This is a genomic window from Streptococcus mitis (assembly GCF_946190325.1).
Taxonomy (GTDB): domain Bacteria; phylum Bacillota; class Bacilli; order Lactobacillales; family Streptococcaceae; genus Streptococcus; species Streptococcus mitis_CF.
The window spans coordinates 1-19,259 of record NZ_CAMHZR010000010.1 but is presented as its reverse complement, the minus strand read 5'-3'; the positions used below and the strand labels follow the sequence as shown (position 1 = coordinate 19,259).

Annotated in this window: 12 protein-coding genes and 1 pseudogene; 1 reads left to right on the top strand and 12 read right to left on the bottom strand. The window is 42.0% G+C overall.

Going from position 1 to position 19,259, the window contains the following annotated elements; translation table 11 throughout:
• The 6 genes from bgaA to miaA form a co-directional block, all read right to left on the bottom strand.
• A partial coding sequence (gene bgaA / locus N8M95_RS08830; RefSeq protein ID WP_261117052.1) for an LPXTG-anchored adhesin/beta-galactosidase BgaA occupies positions 1-6,656 on the bottom strand: 6,656 nt, incomplete at its 3' end.
• A 242-nt stretch (positions 6,657-6,898) separates the two neighbouring features.
• Positions 6,899-7,654 carry an SDR family NAD(P)-dependent oxidoreductase gene (locus tag N8M95_RS08825; RefSeq protein ID WP_261117051.1) on the bottom strand — a complete coding sequence of 252 codons (756 nt, stop codon included), beginning with the start codon at positions 7,652-7,654 and terminating at the stop codon, positions 6,899-6,901.
• A 20-nt stretch (positions 7,655-7,674) separates the two neighbouring features.
• Positions 7,675-8,604, bottom strand: coding sequence for a ribonuclease Z (gene rnz, locus N8M95_RS08820; RefSeq protein ID WP_261117050.1), 930 nt, complete (start codon positions 8,602-8,604; stop codon positions 7,675-7,677).
• 14 nt (positions 8,605-8,618) lie between these two features.
• Positions 8,619-9,242: a cystathionine beta-lyase gene (locus tag N8M95_RS08815; protein ID WP_261117049.1), complete on the bottom strand. Its 624-nt coding sequence runs from the start codon at positions 9,240-9,242 to the stop codon at positions 8,619-8,621.
• A complete protein-coding gene (gene hflX / locus N8M95_RS08810; RefSeq protein ID WP_261117048.1) occupies positions 9,235-10,473 on the bottom strand; it encodes a GTPase HflX in 1,239 nt (412 codons plus the stop codon). The genes N8M95_RS08815 and hflX overlap by 8 nt, the downstream gene beginning before the upstream one ends.
• Complete coding sequence (miaA, locus tag N8M95_RS08805; RefSeq protein WP_020902452.1) at positions 10,466-11,350, bottom strand: tRNA (adenosine(37)-N6)-dimethylallyltransferase MiaA; 885 nt, start codon at positions 11,348-11,350, stop codon at positions 10,466-10,468. The genes hflX and miaA overlap by 8 nt, the downstream gene beginning before the upstream one ends.
• A gap of 120 nt (positions 11,351-11,470) precedes the next feature.
• On the opposite strand from miaA, the gene N8M95_RS08800 reads away from it, so the two are divergent.
• Positions 11,471-11,641 (top strand): DUF3042 family protein, encoded by a 171-nt coding sequence (locus N8M95_RS08800; RefSeq protein ID WP_001051780.1) that lies wholly within the window; start codon positions 11,471-11,473, stop codon positions 11,639-11,641.
• A gap of 50 nt (positions 11,642-11,691) precedes the next feature.
• Here the strand turns inward: N8M95_RS08800 and N8M95_RS08795 are convergent, their stop codons facing one another.
• The 6 genes and pseudogenes from N8M95_RS08795 to N8M95_RS08770 all read right to left on the bottom strand — a co-directional run.
• A complete protein-coding gene (locus N8M95_RS08795; protein WP_033686601.1) occupies positions 11,692-12,531 on the bottom strand; it encodes a thymidylate synthase in 840 nt (279 codons plus the stop codon).
• Positions 12,532-12,628: 97 nt separating this feature from the next.
• On the bottom strand, positions 12,629-13,588 hold the full coding sequence (locus N8M95_RS08790) for an ROK family glucokinase (RefSeq protein WP_020902451.1): 960 nt from the start codon (positions 13,586-13,588) through the stop codon (positions 12,629-12,631).
• 117 nt (positions 13,589-13,705) lie between these two features.
• Positions 13,706-14,392 (bottom strand): annotated as a pseudogene (locus tag N8M95_RS08785) (excalibur calcium-binding domain-containing protein); the annotation flags it as partial.
• A 49-nt stretch (positions 14,393-14,441) separates the two neighbouring features.
• Positions 14,442-15,059 (bottom strand): alpha/beta fold hydrolase, encoded by a 618-nt coding sequence (locus N8M95_RS08780; protein WP_023947285.1) that lies wholly within the window; start codon positions 15,057-15,059, stop codon positions 14,442-14,444.
• On the bottom strand, positions 15,060-16,781 hold the full coding sequence (gene pabB, locus N8M95_RS08775) for an aminodeoxychorismate synthase component I (protein ID WP_261117047.1): 1,722 nt from the start codon (positions 16,779-16,781) through the stop codon (positions 15,060-15,062). It abuts the gene before it with no gap.
• A gap of 184 nt (positions 16,782-16,965) precedes the next feature.
• A partial coding sequence (locus N8M95_RS08770) for a DUF1542 domain-containing protein (protein ID WP_261117046.1) occupies positions 16,966-19,259 on the bottom strand: 2,294 nt, incomplete at its 5' end.

Below are 19,259 nucleotides of genomic sequence, written 5' to 3'. Positions count from 1 at the left end.
CCTTGTTTTCCTTCTTGGAGGACACGGGTTTCACCTAGATACAACTTATCAGACTTACGCTCCTGAACCTTGAAGTCAATGGTTTCTTCTTCGACTACAAGCTCTGGGCGATTCAAAACAAGATTTTTCACTTCGTCTTCTGGAAGAGAGGTGCCTGGTTTGGTTCCAAGCAAGACAATGCGGTCTGTTGATGCCTCTACCACTTCATGGAGTTTTTCTACCTTACTTCCATCAGGATTAATGCTTGTAAAGATACGTTCTCTTCCAACTTTTCCTTCTTGTTCTACACGAGTTTCACCTAGATACAGCGTAGAATCCTTTTTCTCAACTGTCTTGTAGGCCAAATCTTTTTCAACAAATTCGAGTTTTGGAAGTTCTTCTTGTACAGCAGCAACTGTTTTCTCAGAAACTGGTTTTTCCTTGATCAACTGGATACGGTATTCCTTAACTTGTTTTCCACTTTCTGAAACGAGGCGAACAAGTACTGGAAGGCTATCATCGCCACTATCTACAACTGTTGAAACTACTTGATTGGTTTCTTCAACTGAGACTTTTGGACGTTGACCTTTATAGGTGATTTGATAATCTTGACGATTTTCAGCGAAATCAGCAAGTTCTTTTCCATCTACAAGAATCTTCGATTGAGTGCTTTCTTGAGGAAATTCGCTTGGTGCAAGGAAGGTCATCTCAATCATCGCAACACCACTCTTATCTGCTTTACGCTCCATACGCCATCTCATGGCTTTGGCTTTAACAGCTTTAAATGTTACGTTTATTTCATCACCAGCTTCAATGTCTTTATCCGCACGATAAGGAACAGCTTCCCAATTTTCTGGGTTGTTGAATGGATGGCCTGATTCGTATGCTTGGTAGTTTGAATAGTAGGTAGGCACTTCAAAGTCTGGACCGACATAACGTTCCAAAACAAGTTTAGATGGTGCATCTGTACCACTATCTGCAAAGAAGTGAAGTTTGGCTTGCGCAACAGTCCGCTCTACAATCTTACCATTTTCACGGAAGATCACACCTGCTGATACTTCTGGATTAGAAGATGGCGTTGGAGACCAGTTTGTCCAACGACGATTTTCAGAGTGATCTCTATCATTGATATAGTCCACACGGTCATGAGAACTGTCGTCAATATCATTAGTTGCTGAAGCAAAGGCCTGGTTACTGTTTTCATCATAGTTAGGGTTATCTGAAAGAGCCTCACCAAGTTTGTCTGTCACTCGTACAGTGAATTCAGCAGTAAGATTGCTACCAAGGACACGACCTCGAACAGTAAATTGACCTGCTTTTGTCAGATTTTCTGCTGGAGCTTCTTCCCATTCAACTGTCAGGTCTTTTGTTTCGTAACCGTCTTTACCTGTAAAGTAAACCGGAACCTTAGTCGGCAATTCAAGTGGTTGCCCTAGTTGCAACAAGCGAGCTTGTTTAACCGCAGCAACTGGTTTACGAGAAAGTAAGTCTTTATCCTTAGTGAAGTGCAGACGGTATTCGCCTAAGATGTCGCCATTTTCAGCTTTCGCGATGACACGAACTGGCTCACCTTCACGAACACTTGGAACAACAGTCGCTAGACCATTGTTGCTAACACTTGCTGTGACTGCCGGAACTTTTCCATCTACAGACTCAAGGTAGTAGTCTGTCAAATCAGGGTTGAAGTTTGCTAAGTCTTTGCCGTCAACTTGGATTCTTGTTTGTCCTTGTTTGGCTGCCGCAACTTGTTTCGCAAAGATTTGTACTTCTGTGATAGACGTTCCACGCTTGTTATCTGCTTTAACCATGCGAATACGAACAGCATAAGTTTCAACTTTATCAAAGCTAAAGTGATTCATTTCTCCAGCCTTGAGTTGTTCTGGAGCTTTTAGATTAGTCACTTGTTTCCAATTAGCTGGATCGTTAAATACATGGTCTTCATTGGCTACAAAGCTAGGGTTTTTAGGAGCTGTTGGAACAGTCTTACCAACATAATACTCAATCACATAAGACTTCGGTGCACCAACTCCATGGTCTTCGTGGAATCCGACACTTAGATTATCAACGGAGCGTTTGCTCAAGATACCGGAATCTCCAAACAGAACACCGACTGAAGCTTCTGGATTACTACGATTCCAGTTTGTCCAACGATTGGCTGGTCGGTCATTAAAGGAAATCAATTTATCGTTGACATTTGAAACAGGGTCGGTTGGATTTGAATCTGAAGCAAAGGCAAGTGGCAATTCTGAACCGGTCCATTGGTCAGAAATGTTTGCACCTTGCTCAGTTTGAGCAGATACGCGAACATGAAGTTTAGTTGTTAATTGAGTACCTTCTAAGCGACCATTAACTGTAAAGACACCTTCCTTAGCGTATTGCTCTGGACGAATCGCATCCCATGCAACCTTAGCTGATGAAACGTGACCATTTGAATCATATGTACGAACGCTTTCTGGTAATTGTGGTGCTTCTGCGATTGGAGTTGTCACACTAACTTCTTCAACTGAAACGATGCCTTCTACAGATACTTTAGCACGCGCTTCCAGGTCAATTCCTTCAACTTTACCTAACACTTCAAAGCTTTGATAGTGGTCTAGTTTTTCTTTTGGAATAGCTTGCCAAGTGACTTTGTGAGCTTTAGGGAAACCTTTGTCATACTCAACCGTTACTGTTGACGGAAGAGTAGGTTCTTGGTGTAAATCTGTCACTACATTTACAGGACGGATGGATTGCGCAATCTTCTTCTCAGTATTTGCTTGTATAGTGAGATTGATTTGACCTGTAGCACCCTCATATTCAGCTTTCAGAGTAAGTGCTCCTGATTTATGCAACTCAAGCATTCCTTTTCGGACTGCAACTTCCCCTTCACCACTTGTAGAGAAGCTCACCTTATCAGCTGGTAATACAGCTTGCGTTCCATCTTGATAATGAGCTCGAACCGACAAGTTGACTGTTTGGTCTTCTTTGAGACCGTCAGCTTGTTCCACTTGCAAGCTCAAGTGAGCAATTTTTGGTGCTTCTTCTAGGAATTGAATTGCATAGGTTTGAAGAGGGCCACCATCTTTAGACTGAACAAAGATGCTCGCACGCATGCCGTTTGCTGCGCTTGCTTGAAGAACTGTAACATCAGCATTTTCAGCACTTGCTGTGACTTCTGGCAATTGGGCACCATAAGCAAGAGTGCGGTATTGCATTGGTTGTTGACTAGTAAGCCCTGTTACTGCCTCACCGCCAACAGTAACAGTTGGCACTACAGGTGCTGCAGCTTTTCCTTCTTCTACCACAAGGGTTGCATGAATAGTTTCTCCAGCTAACTGACCAGTCATTTGAATACGTGATCCAGCTACTGAAAGTTTGGCTTTATCTGCTTCCGCAATCTCCCAGCTATCTACTTCATACTCTTGTACACTTCCATCGGTTACTAGTATTGACACATATTTATCTACAGTATTCAAGTCTGCTCCTGGAGCAACACGTTTAACTGTTGGTAATTCTTTCGCAATTGCTAGAACCTCGACACGAGCCTCTACCTCACGTCCATTTGCTGTACCTTTAGCAGTCACAACTCCTGCTTGACTAACATCGACTTGAGACCAAGTTACTGGAAGTTTTTCACGACTACCATCGCTGTATACAAAACCTACTGTTTTCGGCATTTTTGGATCTTTACCGATTAATGTACGAACTCTTGCTACTTCTGTCCCCAAAACAGTCTTTTCTTGTCCTTCTTTTTTACCAGTAAAGACAGTTACTTGACTAGATTTCAAGAGATCTGAATGGGCTGTCAGCGTGAATTTACCTGCTTGTTCAGTTGATTTGACAATGGCAACACCTTTACCATTAAATGCTTTACGAATCCAAGAACCATCTGCTTGCGCCTTATAGCGTTCACGGCTGGCTTGTTCCCCGTTATCGACACCGACAAGTTGGCCTTGTCCGTGTAATTGGAAGCGAACCAGATTATTGGCAGTTGGTACTACATTCCCTTGGCTATCAACGATTTCGTAGTAGATGTATGTCAAGTCTTTTCCATCTGCTGCGATTGCATGATCTTCTTTGATAAGACGAACAGCCGCTGGCTTACCAGCAGTCGTAATCTTATCTCGAGCAATTTCCTTGCCAGATTCATCACGAGCAATTGCTTCCAAGGTACCTGGTTGATAAGCAACTTTCCATTCAAGATAAAGTTCATTAGCATTAGCACCTTCTTGGTAAGTTCGTCCATCACTAGTTTGTTTTTTGTTGAAAGTCTTAAGACCAAGAGATTTTCCATTCAAGAACAATTCTACACTTGCAGCATTAGAATAAGCACGTACAGGGATTTTATTTTCCGCGTCTGCTACATTGTCTATCAACTCTTTGTTTTCCCAGTTCCAGTGAGGAAGAAGGTGAACCATTGGTTTTTTCTTTGCAGAAACCCATTGACTTTGGTAAAGATAAAAGTCGTTTTTTGGAATACCTGCAGTATCTACGATACCAAAATAAGAGCTTTTAACCGGCGTGTTGTTTTGGTTGTGCCATGGAGTTGGTTCACCGATATAGTCCGTACCTGTCCAAATGAATTGACCAGCATAGCCAGCATTATCACGATCAAAGGTCCATGAAGCAGTTGCCGTTTTACCCCAACCAACACGGTCATTTCCATAATCTGACTGTTCATAGTTACGCCATGACTGATTACTTTGTACCCACTCACGCTCTGGGTGGAAGTAACTTCCTCTTGTACGCGTTGCTGAAGATGTTTCTGACCCATAAATCAACCATTTTGGATGCTTAGCTCGAAGGGCTTTGTAATTATCTTCAGAGTAGTTAAATCCAACAGCATCCAATTCATCAGCAATTTTTTCATGCCCACCGCTACCATTACCGAAACGGAACTTATCTGCTCCCATGGTAACATAACGAGTCTTATCAACATCCTTGATAACTTTGACTAGACGTTTAACAGTCGCTAGAGAATGGGGATCCCCATTTGCTTCACCGATTTCATTTCCGATTGACCACATAAAAACAGCAGGATTATTTTTGTCTCTCTCTACCATAGTACGTAGATCGTAGTCGGACCATTTTTCACCTTTTTTAGCCTCAGGATGGGTAGCATCTTTTTCAAAGAAACGTCCATAGTCATAAGGTTTCTTTCCGCCATACCAAGTATCAAAGGCCTCTTCTTGAACAAGTAAGCCAAGTTCAGCTGCAATCTGTAAAGTCTGAGGACTTGCTGGGTTGTGAGTCGTACGAATCGAATTCACTCCCATTTCCTTCATCTGTTTCAGTCTACGGTACTCAGCCTTGTAGTTTTCTTCTGCTCCAAGCGCTCCATGATCATGGTGCAATGAAACTCCATGGAATTTAATGCGTTCACCATTCAAAGAGAAGCCCTCATTTGGAGTCCAGTTATAATATCGGTAACCAAACAGATCTTTCTTAGCATCAACTAATTGACCGTCCCGGTAAACACGTGTAACTAATTCATACAAGGCCGGTTTGTCATTTAAAACGGTCCAGAGTTTTGGTCTTTCAACTTCTAAAATCGCATCAAGACTAGTTACTTCATGTGCTTTCAAGGTACGACTCTCTGTACGTACTAGACCTGTCACAGCCTGACCACCACGTTCAACGATTTGATATTCTGCTACAAGTTGATGGTCTTTATCGTCTGTATTGACGATTTTACTGGTCACATGAGTTTCAACCTTGCCATGTTGTTGTTCTTCAAGTTTTGGTGTTAAAATAGTTGTCCCATTTTTCTCAACATGAACCTTATCTGTCACTTGTAAAGTTACATCACGATAGATACCACTTCCTGAATACCAACGGCTACTTGGTTGCTTATTGACTGCATGAACAGCAATTACATTCTCACGTCCATCTTTGTTCAAATAGTTAGTGATATCATATGAAAATTGGTTATAACCATTTGGGTAATGACCCACTAACTGACCATTGACATAAACTTGAGAATCCATGTAGACGCCATCAAAAGTAAGGCGCACATTTTTCTTAAGGTCTTTTTCATCTAGTTTGAAAGTCTTACGATACCAAGCTTCCCCACCGTTAAGCTGTCCACCTTCGTTTTGTGCAGGAGATTCATGATCAAAATCGTTAAAGATACTCCAATCATGCGGTAAATCTAATTTTTTCCACGTAGATACATCTGCATCCGGTTTAATGGCTTCTTTAGAATTCGCATTGAGTTTAAAGTGCCAATTTTGGTTAAAATTCACCTTTCTGTCTTCAATCATTTGATTGACTTCTTCATTTGTCACAGCTTTAACATCTTCCTTGAGCGGTTTTTCTTGACTTGAAGCTTGTGATTCTATCTTTGGAGCTTTTTCTTCAGATTTTGAAGATGCTTTTTCCTCTTTTGGAGTTACTGCTTCATCTTCTTTCTTCTCAGATGAAATAGACTCAGTGGCACTAGGTTGTTTTTGTGCTGTACTTTCAACTATATTTTTAGTTTCCAAAGCTTGATTAACCTTTTCTTCTACTATAGGATTTTCCTCTTTAGGTTTCTCAGCAGTACGAGTAATAGGTGTCTCATCAGCATTAACTACAGATTCTCCAGCTATATTTCCTGCGAATAGAACTGCACAAGTTCCAATCATTACTGAGCAAGTTCCTACAGCAAATTTACGAATGCTATAGACTCTTTTCCGATTCCAATGGCTTTTTTCCATAAAATCCTCCTTTTAGTAATCGCTTTCATTTTTATGTAAGCGCATACTTTTAATAGTCTTTTACCCTTATTTTATTAAATAATATAGGAATTTTCAATACTCTAGCATATAAAATAATATTTTTGATTGTTTTTTCTAAAATTTGTAGAAGAATTAAAAATCTGAATGTAGTTTTAAAAGAAAAACATTCATTAACATTTAAATTAAAAAAAGTAAAAAAGTCCCTTTAAAAGGAACTTCTTCTATTTATAATTAAAGATTCCCCCTGCCAACTTATCAGCTAGTTTGGGAAAGAGGGTATAAAACTTATGGGAGAGGTTGAGAAGGATTGGGAGATTGAGTTCGCGTTTGTTTTTTCCTATAATCTTAACAATTTTTTTAGCCACTGCATCTGCTTCCAGCAGGAAGCGTTCAACCGACTTGAGATAGGTTCCATCTGGATCGGCCTGGTCAAAAAATCCTGTGCGGATTGGTCCTGGATTAACCGTCGTTACATAAACACTGTAGGACATGAGTTCGAGGCGCAGAGCATTTGAAAAACCAATGGCCGCAAACTTGGTCGCTGAGTAGAGACTAGACTTGCCAGTAGCGATCAAACCTGCCATGCTGACAATATTGATGATATGACCTTGCCTCTTCTCCTTCATACGAGCACCAATTCGACGAGAAAGGTTCATTAAAGCAAACGTATTGACCTCAAACATCTGATGAATATCTTGGTCGGAAATCTGGTCAAATTCCTCCAAAATCCCGTAACCAGCGTTATTAATCAAGACATCAATCTTGCCATAGCGGAGATAGAGGTCTGCTAGCAGAGTTTCTAAGGCTGAGTCATCGGTAATATCGATTTCAATCAATTCTGCTTGTGGATGGTTTCCATAGAGTTGAGCTAATTTTTCCTTATTTCGACCAAGTAAGATGAGTTGGTCATTTGGCAAGAGTTTGACCATTTCTTGAGCTAGGCCACCGCTAGCACCTGTAATGAGAATAGTAGGCATACTGTTCCTTTCCCAAGCTTTTAGATTTCCACTTCTTCCAAGTCTTTGACCACATGGACATTTTCAAAAACACTGGCTGCATCTTTCTTGAGCTTGCTGATATCTTTTGAGAGGAAACGGGCACTGATATGGTTGAGCAAGAGGCGTTTGGCACCTGCTTCTACTGCCACCTGCGCTGCCTGCATGTTAGTTGAGTGGCCGTGATTACGAGCAATTTTTTCATCTCCCTTGCCATAAGTGGATTCATGGACAAGGACATCGGCATTGACAGCCAGACGCACACTGGCATCCGTTTTTCGAGTGTCTCCTAAAATAGTGATAATTTTACCTGGACGTGGAGCTGAGATATAGTCTGCTGCCTTGATTTCAGTTCCGTCTTCTAAAACAACATCGTGACCGTTTTTGATTTTTCCAAAAAGTGGGCCAAATGGGACGCCAGCAGCCTTGAGTTTTTCAGCATCCAAGGTACCTTCTAGGTCCTTTTGCATGACACGATAGCCAACGCAGAAAATAGTGTGATCCAACTCCTCTGCATACACAGTGAATTTATCGGTCTCAAGGATTTTTCCTAAAGAATCTTGGTCAAACTCATGAAAATGAATGCGGTAAGGCAGGCGCGAACCTGACACACGAAGACTGGTTAAGACAAATGACTTAATTCCTTGCGGGCCATAGATTTCCAAATCTGTCTGCTCTTCATTGGCCTGAAAAGCACGGCTAGAAAGAAATCCTGGCAATCCAAAGATATGGTCTCCATGCAAGTGAGTGATAAAGATTTTGCTGACCTTACGTGGTCGAATCGTGGTTTCCAGAATGCGATTTTGCGTTCCTTCGCCACAGTCAAAGAGCCAAACTTCGTTAATCTCGTCCAAGAGTTTGAGGGCGAGGCTTGAAACGTTGCGGGCTTTGGAGGGCTGACCTGCCCCCGTTCCTAAAAATTGAATATCCATTCGATACTTTCTAATTAATCAATATATAACAAGGCAGTGCGGTTTTCCGATCGGAAATAACGCTTGCCAGTAAAAGCTCTAGCTTCTTGTAGTAACTCCTCTTGGCTATAGCCTTTGAGACGCTTACGACCGTCAGCCAAGCTTTCCAAATCAGTCAAAGCTGTGAGATTTTCCACGCTAACAACTTCCTCATCCTCGACAGCCTTCATGTAAATCTTGCCAGACTCCTCAAAGACTAGCTGATGAGGGAAAATTTGCGCAATTTCAAAGAGCAAGTCTTCTGAAATAACCTCTTTATTTTCAGAGAAAATTCGACCCAGACCCTCACTCTCATAACAAAAACCAAAGGATTTACCAGACAGATTAAGCCGAATAAAAGGCTTATTTTCTACGGTGAAACTTGGTTCAACATTGTAAAGATTCAGTTCCTGACTGAGTTCCGCAAAATAATCAGTCGCAGCTTGAGGACTCTTTTTCTGGTAGAGTTCTGCAAAATAAGCATTGACAACGCTGGGCGGAGGTGTAATAAGTGCCAACTGCTCTTGCTCTGTTTTACCAGCTAGAAGTTGGTCCAGATAGACCTTATCTAGACTTGTATAGCCTCCATATTTTAGAGCCAAAGTTTTGATATCAGTCATAAAATTCTTCTAACCTCCATTTGTTTTTCTCAGAAATGTAGCCTCTAATCACTTCGCCGTCCTCCTGATAATCACGTTCTTCCAAAATCGCAACACTTTCTAAATCATGAATCTTGTAGGACTTAGAAAAAGGCACGCGCAAGGTAAAAGATTCAAAAATATCCTTGATTTTCTCTAAAAATAGTGCCTGCAAGTTCTCACGACTATCCTCAGACTTGGCAGAAATGAGGGCATAAGGCGTTTGGGTAGGCGTGAAATCCTCTACCAAATCCGCTTTATTATAAAGGGTCAGGCGAGGAATATCCTCCATATCCAAGTCTTTCATGATGGACAGGACTGTTTTTTCATGCTCCTCGTGGTAAGGGTTGCTGGCATCGATAACATGCACTAGAAGATCCACATGCTTGCTTTCTTCCAAGGTCGACTTGAAACTGGATACCAACTCTGTCGGCAAATCTTGGATAAAACCAACCGTATCAGTCAAAGTTACTTGGAGATTGCCTCCCAGATGGATACTCTTAGTCGTCGCATCTAGAGTTGCAAAAAGCTCGTCTGCTTCATACTGTGTCTTACTGGTCAAGGTGTTCATGATAGTTGACTTCCCAGCATTGGTGTAACCAATCAAACCAATCTTAAAGGTGCTTGACTCCAAACGTTTTTCTCTGACAGTCGCCCGATTTTTCTCAACCACCTTGAGCTGGCGCTCGATATCCGTAATTTGATTGCGAACACTACGACGATTCAGCTCCAGCTGGCTTTCACCAGGTCCACGGGAACCAATTCCCCCTGCCTGACGACTGAGCATAATTCCCTGACCAACCAAGCGAGGCAAGAGATATTTGAGCTGAGCTAGGTGAACTTGGAGCTTCCCTTCATGGCTTCGAGCTCGCATGGCAAAGATATCCAAAATCAACTGCATACGGTCAATGACCTTGACACCGAGAACTTCTTCTAAATTGACATTTTGCCGTGGAGTTAAACGGTTGTTGACGATGACAGTGGTAATTTCTTCTGCATCCACCATAAGCGCAATTTCTTCTAACTTACCAGAGCCGACGAAGGTCTTGGAATCATATTTTTCACGTTTTTGTCTGTAGCTATCTACAACGACTGCCCCTGCTGTTTTCGCTAAACTGGCCAATTCTTCCATAGAGAGATCAAAATTGTCCATGCCCTGCAATTCTACACCAATGAGCAGGACCCGTTCCTCTTTTTTCTCCGTTTCAATCATCTAAAAACTCCTCTATCTGGCTTAAAATGCGATCTTTTACACCAGTTTCTCCAATCTGATAAAAGGTCACCTGCATGCGATTACGGAACCAGGTCAACTGACGTTTGGCAAAACGACGAGTCGCCTGTTTGAGACTCTCACTAGCATCCTCCAAGGTCTGCTCTCCACGGAAGTAAGGAAAGAGTTCCTTGTAACCAATCCCTTTAGCAGCCTGCACATCTGGATAATGGTCAAACAACCACTTAGCTTCGTCTAGAAGTCCAGCTTCAAACATCAGGTCCACTCGGTGATTGATACGCTCATAAAGCTGACTGCGCTCATCGTCCAAGCAGATAATCAGCGGTTCATATAGACTCTCTTTATTTTCCAAATCCTGACCAAAATGGGCAATTTCCAAGGCACGCATCGCACGACGACGATTAAACTGGGAAATCTCAAGGTCTGCTTGCTCCACCAAATGGGCTAATTCCTCATCTGAATATGGCTCCAAACTAGCTCGATAAGCTAAAATCTCCTCATGAGGAGTCTCACCACCTAGGTGGTAGCCTTCAAGCAAGCTCTGGATATAAAGCCCAGTCCCACCAGCAATAATAGCTAGCTTGCCACGGCTTTGAATATCCTCAATAGCCTTCTTAGCTTCTGAAACAAAATCAAAAGCCGAGTAAGACTCGGTTACCTCTCTAACATCGATTAAATGATGAGGAACAGCTGCCTGCTCTTCTGGACTAGCCTTAGCCGTCCCTATATCCAGACCTCGATAGACTTGCTGGCTATCTCCACTAACCACTTCGCCATTAAAACGCTTTGCAACTTCGATGGCAAGGGCTGTTTTTCCAACTGCAGTCGGTCCAACAATCACAATTATTTTTGTTTTCATCTTTTTTCCTTGAAAAATTCCCATTTTTTCGTTACTATTATTATAACACAAAAAGGTCAGTCAGAAAAATGTGACCTCTTGAGGGGGCTGGCTGATTAAGAAGATAAAGGAGGAAGACTCATGGCTAAAGGATTCGCTAAAGGTCTTGTAACAGGTGTCGCAGGAACTGTCGCTGCAGTCGCAGGTGCAGTATACGCATTTAAAAAGAAAGTGATCGAACCAGAAGAGCAAAAAGCAGCTTTCATCGAAGAAAACCGTAAAAAAGCAGCTCGTCGCCGCGTATCACGTTAAGAAACAAAAGAAGTTGGGATTTATTTTCTCAACTTCTTTTTTCTATTCTTTTAAATAGCTAGGTCAAACTTCAACTGTGGCTTGACAGGGTCATAATCCACCAACTCAAAGTCCTCTGCTTTAATATCAAAAAAATTGGTCTTATCTGGCACATTCAAGACCAAACGTGGTTGGCAGTTTGATGGCTCACGACGGAGCAATTCCTGAGCTTGTTCAAATTGATTGTCATAGATATGGAGATTGTTGATGAAGTAGAAGAACTTCCCAACCTTCCAGCCGAAATGCTTGGCAATCATCATTTGAAGAGCCACGTACTGCATAGCATTGATGTGGTGGGCCACCAACATGTCATTCGAACGCTGGGTCAAGGTCGCATCCAGATAGATTTCTCCATCTACACGGCGGACATCAAACATGGTCTGAAAGGCGCATGGGAGTAGTCCTTCTGTTTCTTCGAAAGCTTGGTAATCCCAGAGCGAAATGATATTGCGACGGTTCCAAGGGTTGACTTCCAACTGCTTGAGAAGCTTATTGATAATGTCGTGTTTCTTAACAACAGCACCATAGCGCTCACCAATGGTTCCCGTATTTCCCACTTCCCAGTCATTCCAGTAGTGAACATTGTACTTGTCATTGAGAACTTCTAGGCTATTAGACTGGTCTTGGTAGATCCAGAGAACTTCTTTGATAGCTGATTTGATTGCAATGGGACGCAAGGTTGTAATGGGGAATTCCCCCTTGGCCAAGTCATACTCTGCAAAGGCACCCGTTACGTACTTAGAGTTGGCAACTGTCCCATCCTTGTACTTGGGACGTGCTTGCTCTGAGAAAACACCTTCCTTTAGAATGCGTTCAATATTCTCTTTAAAAATCGTATCTGATTTTGTCATTTACTCTCACCTCATTTATTTCCTAACTAGTATAGCATAAAAAAAGAAAGGAGGAAAATCACTCGCTTCTGGAAAGCAATTTTCTCCTTTTTCTATTTTATTGCAATACAAGTGATGCTGCTCCGATAACTCCAGCGTCATTTCCTAGAGTTGCAAGAGCTAGTTTAGTAGTTGTGCGTACTTGTGGGAAGGTATTTTCATCGTAGACTTTTTGAACACCTTGTAGAAGGAATTCTCCCGCAGCTGATACACCACCACCGATAACGATTGTTGATGGGTTTAGGATTGAGCCAATGTTAGCACAAGCGATTCCCAAGTAACGTGAGAAGTTACGGTAAACGATCAAAGCAAGATCGTCTCCTTCTTTTGCCAAATCAAAGACAGTCTTAGCGGTTACTTCTTCTCCATTATCAATCAAGCGTTTCAAGGCTGCATCGCCTTCGTATTCATCGGCATAGCGACGAGTCAAGTTGACAATCCCTGTTGCTGAAGCAACTGTCTCAAGGCAACCTTTCTTACCGCAAGTACATGCGATTGGTTGATCAAAGTCAACAGTGATATGACCAAGCTCACCTGCTGCACCAGCAACACCGTGAAGCAATTTGCCTTCAGCGACGATACCGCCACCAACACCAGTACCGAGTGTCATAAATACAACATCTGGTTGGTTATCACCAGCCCCCATCCAACGCTCACCAAGAGCAGCTACGTTGGCATCATTATCGATGAAGAATGGAATACCCAAGGCCTTTTCAATCTTCTCTTTAATTGGTTGAAGGGTTTTCCAGTTGAGGTTGTAGGCACCGATAACAGTCCCTTTTTCACGGTCAACCACACCTGGTGATCCCATCCCAATTCCTTGGAAGTCCGCTGCTGCCAATCCAAGCAAGTCCAAACGATGCTGAATAGACTCAATCATATCATCTACGATATGACTTCCCTCATCCAAAATATTAGTCTTGATAGACCATTTTTCTTGGATTTCTCCTGCTGTTGTTAAGATTGCAAATTTGATAGAAGTTCCACCAAGGTCAATCCCAATAATCTTTTGACTCATCATATTCTCCTTTTTTATTATGAATTAATTGAAAATGCTTACAGATATAGTATAACAAAATTCACTCATTTATGCAAAGGTTTGCATTAACTTTCTAGATTTTATCCTTACTTATGGTTTCCATAGACCTGAAGCATCTACATAGTAGCGGCCTCCATCAACTCGCTCATTTTTAGCCATTTTACCATCTGATTTCAAATAGTAGTTTCCTTGCCATGCATTGCGAGCATAAGAACCATCTGATTTCAAGTAATACCAGGCTTGATAAGAAGAGTCATAAACCCACTCACCTTGTGCCATTTTACCGTTTGATTTAAGGTAATAAGCTCCTTGCCATGCATTTTTTGCATAAGAACCATCTGATTTCAAATAATACCAAGCTTGATAAGAAGAGTCATAAATCCATTCACTCTGTGCCATTTTACCATCAGCTTTCAGGTAATAGCTTCCCTGCCATGCATTTTTCACTGGATTTCCATTTCCATCAAAATAGTACCAAGAACCGTCCTGCTTAACCCAACCACTTGCTGTGGATGAAGTTGTATCAGTTTGAGTTGTAGCCGCTTGTTTTGCTTTAAAAGCACCCTTAGGAGCATTTTTCAATTCGCAAGCCACACCATCATGATCGCGGTCTAACTTGGCAGAATAACCAGGTTCTCCCTCGTGAATATCTGCGTATCCATTCGCCCAAGCTTCTTTACAACTAGAAAAATGAATGTTTTCTTCTGCTAACACAGGTTGTGAAAACAAGGCTAAGACTGGCAAGGTAGCCAGACTCATTTTTAAAAATAGACGTTTATTCATTTCGTTCTCCTATAACGATGTTATCGATTTCACTATTATTTTATCAAACTTATTTCAGCAATTCAAGGAAAGGTTTAATCTGTTCAGCAAACTCTTTTGGTTTAGCTTCATTCAAGACATGAGGACCATCTGGTATAATCTGAAATTGAGATTCTGATATTAGTTTATGAAGACTTCTCATAGAACTAAGATTCGGTTTATCTTTGCTGCCACAAATTAGTAAGGTTGGATAAGGACAAGTTCTTGATATATCAGTTAAATCAAGTGTCTTCAATTCCTCAGAAACTCCGACCATAAAAGCCTTGTCTGCTCCCTGTTTTTCAAATACTTTTTTGGGAAGTAGTTTAAAAATCATCAACTGAAGATAAAATAGGATATTACCAGACAGTTTAAGTGGACATCCTGATAGAACCAAAGCTCGGAGATTTGATAAATCGTAACTAGATAGTTCTAATGCCAGGGCAGCACCTAAGGACAATCCAACCAAAATAAAAGGTTCTGTCTCTTGAGCTAGATGCTGATAAACTCGCTCTTTAGCTTGTTGATAGTTGCTAACTCCAGAAGGAAATAACTCAATAGCCTCAGAAGGATAATCTGTCAGTAGATTCCGAACTTCTTTCCAACTATCTGCTGACTGACCTAGGCCATGTAAAAATATTAATTTCATTTAGTTCTCCCTTACTGACAACTCATACAAGCCCCTGACTGCATTACAGCCGTAAATAGCTTCTGCTCGGGCTAAGTCTTTTAAAGTCAAGACTCTCTCTTCTACCTGTCCTGTTTCCAGCAAGAGCTGACGGTAAATTCCTGGCAAGATTCCCAGTCGGATAGGCGGTGTGTAGAGTTTCCCAGAAATTTTCAGAACCAAATTTCCGATAGAGGTTTCAAGAAGTTCTCCAGACTTATTATGGTAAATGATCTCTTGCTCCCCTATGCTCAAATGCGGTCGGTGAGTCGTTTTGAAGTAGATAAAGGCTTGTTGCAAATCCGCTTCTTGCAGACAAAGTTGAACCTGACAGAAACTTGGACTAAGAGGTGTTAAGGTTTGGCGACTGAGTTCAATCTCTCCAGACTTGCTGAGACTGATTCGCAAGCGGTAGTCTTGATTAGTGTCACAAGTTAGGTACTCTGCCTCTATCTTTTGTTTCAAGTCTTCTGCATCAAAAGGATATGCAAAATATCGACTTGCTTTTCTCAGTCTTTCTATATGTTGCTCTTCAAACAGCAGTTGTTTTTGGCTGATTTTTCCAGTTGTAATCAGTTGGAAGCGAGCTTGTTTACGATAAAGGACTGCCGCCTTTTGATGAACCTCTCGATATTCAGATTCCCAAGTGCTATCCCAAGTAATGCCACCACCCACTCCATATATGGCTTTCCCTTGATGCAGTTGAATGGTCCGAATGGCAACATTGAAAATCCGTCGTCCATTTGGAAGCAAGAGACCAATCGTTCCGCAGTATACTCCTCTTGGTTGTGGCTCCAAGTCCTTAATGATTTCCATCGTTGCAATTTTCGGAGCACCCGTTATGGAACCACAAGGAAAGAGAGAACGGAAGATTTCAATAAGGTCAACATTCTCTCGCAATTGACTCTTGATAGTCGAAGTCATCTGCCAAACAGTTGAATACTGTTCCACTTGACAAAGACGTTCCACGTGCTCACTCCCCACTTCAGAAATACGGTTCATGTCATTGCGCAAGAGATCCACAATCATCATATTTTCAGAGCGATTTTTAGGGTCCTGTTCCAACCAACTGGCCTGCTCCAAATCTTCTTTGTCAGTCATGCCACGCTGAGTCGTTCCCTTCATTGGTCGCGTTATCAACTCGCGGCTATTTTGCTCAAAAAAGAGCTCTGGGCTCATGGAAATCACTGCCATCTCGTCATGTTCAACATAGGCATTGTAGCCTGCCTCCTGCTCTACCACCATACGATTGTAGATGGCAAACGGATTGGCAGACAAGTCCTGCTTGAGTTGGACAGTATAATTGACCTGATAGGTATCTCCTTGTCTTAAATGATAGTGAATCTGGGCAATCGCCTTTTCATAGTCCTCTGCAGAAGTTACTTCCTGCCAGTTTGATGGCAAATCAACCTCATCATAAGCCAGAGGAATAGGGGAAGTTTCTACGCTATCATGAACGGTAAAATATAGCAGATACTCTGCCAGTAAAGGAGCTTTATGAACTGCTAATTTCTCCTCAAAAGCAGGTGCAGCCTCGTAGCTGACATAGCCAACCACATAATATCCTTGCTCTTGGAAACTTTCCACTTGTGCCAGCAAATCTGCCACTTCTGCTACATTTCTCGTTTTTAACTCTTTTATAGGCTGGGTAAAGGTGTATCTCTCCCCCAAAGTCCTAAAATCAATCACTGTTTTTCTATGCATACCTTAAGTATAGCACAAAATAAGAAAACCCTCATCCGCAAAGCAGATGAGATTGTCTTTAGTCCCGTCACGTATCTTCTGATTAGAGAAAAAACTCTCCTAGTAACTATTTTGCTCTAGGAGAGTTTTAAGAATAATATTATCTACTTAGTCTCAAAAAAGGAGTTGCAACTGTTAGAAATCGTTACTGATTTTCTAATTTGTCTTCTTCATCTTCTTTTCGACGACGAGCAATAAGACCAAAACCAAGTATCGCACTAGCTGTTGCTGCAACAATTGCTGTTATGGATTCTGTTGTACCTGTATTTGGCAATTCTCTAGCCACTACACGCTGATTAGTAGCTACTTGCTGATTCTCATTTTCAAGTTGTGAGATAGTAGATGCTACACTATCTTTCACTTTAGCTTTGGCTTCATCAGTTTTCAATACTTGGTCTATTGCTTGTTTTTCCTGTGGTTTTTCTTTAGAAGTTGGATTAGCTGAGTTTACATGAACTCCAGCACTTGCTCCAACTGCCGGTCTAATTTGTGCAATCGGATTGACTGAGTTCACTTCCTCAATACCAGTTGACTTAGCTTGGTCGACTGTTGCATTCGTTGTTGCTTTGTCGATGGCTGCTTTCGCTGCGTCAGCTTTAGCTTTCGCGTCTGCTTTGGCTGCAGTTTTCTCTTCATCTGTTAAGTCTGTACGAGAGTCGATTTCATCAGTCTTAGATTTAAGCGCTTCGTCGATGGCTTGCTTAGCTTCTGTCTTCGCTACTGCCTCTGGGTTTACTGAAGTCACTGCTGTGATTCCAGTTGACTTAGATTGGTAGACTTCTGCATTCGTTGTTGCTTTATCTATGGCTGATTTTGCTGCGTCAGCTTTGGCTTTTGCATCTGCTTTGGCTGCAGTTTTCTCTTCATCTGTTAAGTCTGTACGAGCATCAATCTCATTATTCTTAGCTTTCAAAGCTTCGTTGATGGATTGCTTAGTTGCTGACTTAGTCAACGCCTCTGGATTGACTGAAGTGACTTCTAAAGTTCCGTTAGTTTTAGCTTGGTCGACTGCTGCATTCGTTGTTGCTTTGTCGATGGCTTCTTTTGCTGCGTCAGCCTTAGCTTTTGCTTCTGACTTAGCAGCAGCTTTCTCTTCATCTGTTAAGTCTGTACGTGCGTCGATTTCGTCGTTCTTAGCCTTCAGAGCTTCGTCGATGGCTTGCTTAGCTTCTGTCTTAGCCACTGCACCTGGATTTACTGAAGTGACTTCTGCAATTCCAGTTGACTTTGCTTGGTCAACTTCTGCATTGGTTGTCGCTTTATCGATAACTTCTTTTGCTGCGTCGGCCTTAGCTTTTGCTTCTGACTTAGCAGCAGTTTTCTCTTCGTCTGTTAAATCTGTACGAGCGTCTATCTCGTCGTTCTTAGCTTTTAGGGCATCATCGATGGCTTGCTTAGCTGCTGTCTTAGCTTCTGGTTGTGGATCTACTGCTTTTACTTCTGTTATTCCAGTCACCTTAGCTTGTTCTACCTCCGCATTTGTTATTGCGTTGTCGATGGTTGCTTTCGCTGCGTCAGCTTTGGCTTTTGCATCTAATTTAGCCACAGTTTTCTCTTCGTCTGTTAAGTCTGTACGTGCGTCTATCTCAGCACTCTTAGCTTTAAGAGCTTCATCGATGGCTTGCTTAGCTTCCGTCTTCGCTACTGCTGCTGGAGTCACTGAAGCTACACTTGCTGCCCCATCGTTTTTAACTTGAGTTACTGCATCGTTTGTTGTTGCGTTGTCGATTGCAGTCTTCGCTGCGTCAGCTTTTGTTTTCGCGTCTCCCTTAGCTGCAGTTTTCTCCTCATCTGTCAAGTCTGTACGAGCGTCTATCTCATCAGTCTTAGCTTTCAAAGCTTCGTCGATGGATTGCTTAGCTGCTGACTTAGTCAACGCCTCTGGATTGACTGAAGTGACTTCTGTTGTTCCAGTCACCTTAGCTTGTTCTACTTCTGCATTTGTTGTTGCGTTGTCGATGGTTGCTTTCACTGCGTCAGCCTTAGCTTTTGCTTCTGACTTAGCAGCAGCTTTCTCTTCATCTGTTAGGTCTGTACGAGCGTCGATTTCATCATTCTTAGCTTTCAGAGCTTCGTCGATGGATTGCTTAGCTGCTGTCTTCACTACTGCTGCTGGAGTAACTGAAGCTACACTTGCTGCCCCATCGTTTTTAGCTTGAGTTACTACATCGTTTGTTGTTGCGTTGTCGATGGCTTGCTTAGCTGCGTCAGCTTTCGCTTTTGCGTCTTCCTTAGCTTTGGCTTTTTCTTCTGCTGTTAAATCGTTATTGGCATCAATTGCGTCGGTCTTAGCTTTCAATGCATCATCGATAGCTTGTTTTGCCGCTGGCTTCGCTTGCGCTGTTGGATTTACTGAAGCTATACTTGCTGCCCCATCGTTTTTAGCTTGAGTTACTACATCGTTTGTTGTTGCGTTGTCGATGGCTTGCTTAGCTGCGT